Source organism: Tardiphaga sp., assembly GCF_028290785.1.
Classification (GTDB): Bacteria; Pseudomonadota; Alphaproteobacteria; order Rhizobiales; family Xanthobacteraceae; genus Tardiphaga.
Genome location: NZ_JAQGJD010000278.1, coordinates 1 through 2538, shown reverse-complemented (window position 1 = coordinate 2538; position 2538 = coordinate 1). Strand labels below are relative to the sequence as shown.

The window sequence follows — 2538 nt, the reverse complement described above, 5'->3', positions numbered from 1 at the left end:
AAGGGCGTTAAGCCCGGCGAAACCGCCCCGACCAGTGTCTCGCTGTTCGACCAGGGGCTGATCCAGGTGTTCCAGGCCTCCGCCACGGGGCTGGAGCCCAAGAAGCCGTACTTCGTCGGCCTCGCCGAACATGCCGACGGCCACGGGCCTCTGCAGCCGCTGGCGGCGTTTATGACCAATCCGGCAGGCTCCGCGATCGTCAATGCGGTCGGACCGATCCGGCAGTTGGTGGCGAACGACAGCAAGTCCGAGCGGCACTATCTGGTAATCGCCGAAGGCACCGCCGCGGCACCCGGCGCCGTGGTCCAGCTTCAGGCACACTGACCGCGTAAAACGCATCGGTGCCGGCAGAGGCCGGCATCGCCAGCAAGGTAATGCCATGCAAGACATGCTGCATCAGATCGAGCCCTTGATCCCCGCATTGCGCCGCTATGCGCGGAGCCTGCTGCGCGATCGCTCGGCCGCCGACGATCTGGTGCAGGATTGCCTTGAGCGGGCTGTTAGCAACTGGAGCCAGCGCAAGGACGGCAATGCGCGGGCGTGGATTTTCACCATCCTGCACAATCTGGCCATGACGCGACTGCGCCGGACCTCGACCCGGCCCCGACACGTCGAGCTAGACGACGCGCAGGAAGGAGCCTTTGCCCAGGCGCCATCGCAGGAGGACGGACTGCGCTACCGCGAATTGTTGGCAGCACTGGATCGCCTTCCGGAAGAACAGAAGGCGGTTTTGCTGCTCGCCACCGTAGAAGGCCTGAGCTATGCGGAGACAGCCGGCGTGCTCGACATTCCGCTGGGCACGGTGATGTCGCGGCTGTCGCGCGCGCGCGAGCGCCTGCTGAAAGAGATGGACGGACAACAACGCGTGGCACCTGTCGCCCATTTGCGCAGCGTCAAATGACGGAATTCATGTGTTCGATTACTCAAACGCGAGAGATTTTGCGAGATCGAATAATTGGACGGAATTAACGTCCAACTATCAAGCAGTAGGTTCAGGGGCCGACCGAATTGTCGATTGGCCAAGCGTAAAGGGCGAGAACGATGACCGAAGATCCAACGATCAGGGCGTTCAAGCGAGCTCCCTCAATTGATATGTCGACGTGGTATAAAGGCATCCTCATCACCAGCCTCGCAACCGAGCGGGATACCGGAGGAGCATTTGAGTTTGTCGTCACCAGGATGAAGAAAGGCACTGAGCCTCCACCGCATGTGCATGAACGCGAAGACGAAACATTCTACGTCTTGGAAGGCATGATCGACATTTACGTTGGGGACGAATGTTTCCATGCGTCGGCCGGCGAATGCATTTTCCTGCCAAAGCGCAAGGCGCACGCCTTCAAGATCCAGTCGCCCGAGATCCATATGTTGGTGTTCATGACGCCGGGCGGCTTCATGAAAGCATCTGCCACGATGGCGATCCCGGCGCAAAGCCTAGATATCCCGCCCGATAACGGGATCACGTATGCAACGGTGGATCTCGGCGAGACGATAAAAGTGTTTGAAGAGTATGGCGTCCGCTTTGTTCCGCCCGACAAGATTGCGCTCGAACTCCCTGCGTTTCCTCAATGATCAGTCTAATCGCGCCCACTTCACAATCGGAAAACCATAATCGCCGCGCGTGATTTGATGATTTCGGAGAGTAAAATGACCAGCCGCCCCATTACCGAGGAAGACTTGCACAGCTATGTCGATGGCGTTCTCGCTCCCGATCGGAAGGATGAGGTCGCGGCCTACCTCGAGGCGCACCGCGATGTGGCCGCGCGCGTCACCGGCTATGAAAAACAGCGCGCCGCCCTGCGCGCTGCGCTTGCCCAGATAGTCGTAGAGCCCTTACCGCCGGAGCTCGATCTGGCCCGCATGATCGCGCGGCGTGGCCGGTCTCGCCAGACACCTTGGTGGGCCGCCGCGGCGGCAGCGGTCGTGTTGCTGTGCGTCGGCGGCGCCGGAGGTTGGTCGCTCCATGGCCCCCTCGCGCCGAGCGAGGGCGTCGCTGCAATTGCCCAGGAAGCTGCGCAGAATTTCGCGGTCTATGGTTCCGACCGGATCCACCCAGTGGAACTTCGCGCTACAGATCGCGCTGAGTTGATTGACTGGGCCACGCAGCGCCTCGGCCGCTCGGTTGGCGTGCCCGATCTTGCCGCCTCCGGCTATCGCTTTATGGGTGGACGTATCGTGGCCACCGCGCATGGACCTGCGGCCATGTTCATGTATGACGACGACCGCGGCACACGGCTGGTGGTGCTGGCGCGCCCGATGCAAGCCGACCACAATGCGCCGATGACGCGGCACGCTGATGGTCCTGTCAACGGTTTCGCCTGGGCCGACAACGGCCTTGGCTACAGCCTGGTCGGGCAGACGGCGCCGGAAACGCTGCACCCCATCGCCAACGAAGTTCGCCGGCAGCTGTCCCCGCAGATCTGAACCCATTCTAGAGAGATCATCATGAAGATCACCGCTAGTTTCATTGTCTTGCTCGGCGGCCTGCTATCTTGCGACGGCGCCTCTGCCCACGCTCATCTGACCTTCGCCGTGCCCGCA

Annotated in this window: 3 protein-coding genes and 1 pseudogene; all 4 read left to right on the top strand. The window is 61.5% G+C overall.

Annotation, left to right across the window (positions count from 1 at the left end):
• Positions 1-324 (top strand): annotated as a pseudogene (locus tag JWR89_RS16850) (hypothetical protein); the annotation flags it as partial.
• Positions 325-379: 55 nt separating this feature from the next.
• Positions 380-901, top strand: a complete 522-nt coding sequence (locus JWR89_RS16845) for a sigma-70 family RNA polymerase sigma factor (RefSeq protein WP_299718139.1) — start codon at positions 380-382, stop codon at positions 899-901.
• A gap of 140 nt (positions 902-1041) precedes the next feature.
• The gene (locus JWR89_RS16840) at positions 1042-1569 is read left to right on the top strand and encodes a cupin domain-containing protein (protein WP_299718137.1); all 528 of its coding nucleotides are present in this window, start codon (positions 1042-1044) and stop codon (positions 1567-1569) included.
• A gap of 75 nt (positions 1570-1644) precedes the next feature.
• Positions 1645-2421: an anti-sigma factor gene (locus JWR89_RS16835; protein ID WP_299718135.1), complete on the top strand. Its 777-nt coding sequence runs from the start codon at positions 1645-1647 to the stop codon at positions 2419-2421.
• The last annotated feature ends 117 nt before the right edge of the window (positions 2422-2538 follow it).

Bases quoted from the DNA above. Each gene is read 5' to 3' on its own strand.
- JWR89_RS16845 (WP_299718139.1), top strand. From the start codon at position 380: ATGCAAGACATGCTGCATCAGATCGAGCCCTTGATCCCCGCATTGCGC.
- JWR89_RS16840 (WP_299718137.1), top strand. From the start codon at position 1,042: ATGACCGAAGATCCAACGATCAGGGCGTTCAAGCGAGCTCCCTCAATT.
- JWR89_RS16835 (WP_299718135.1), top strand. From the start codon at position 1,645: ATGACCAGCCGCCCCATTACCGAGGAAGACTTGCACAGCTATGTCGAT.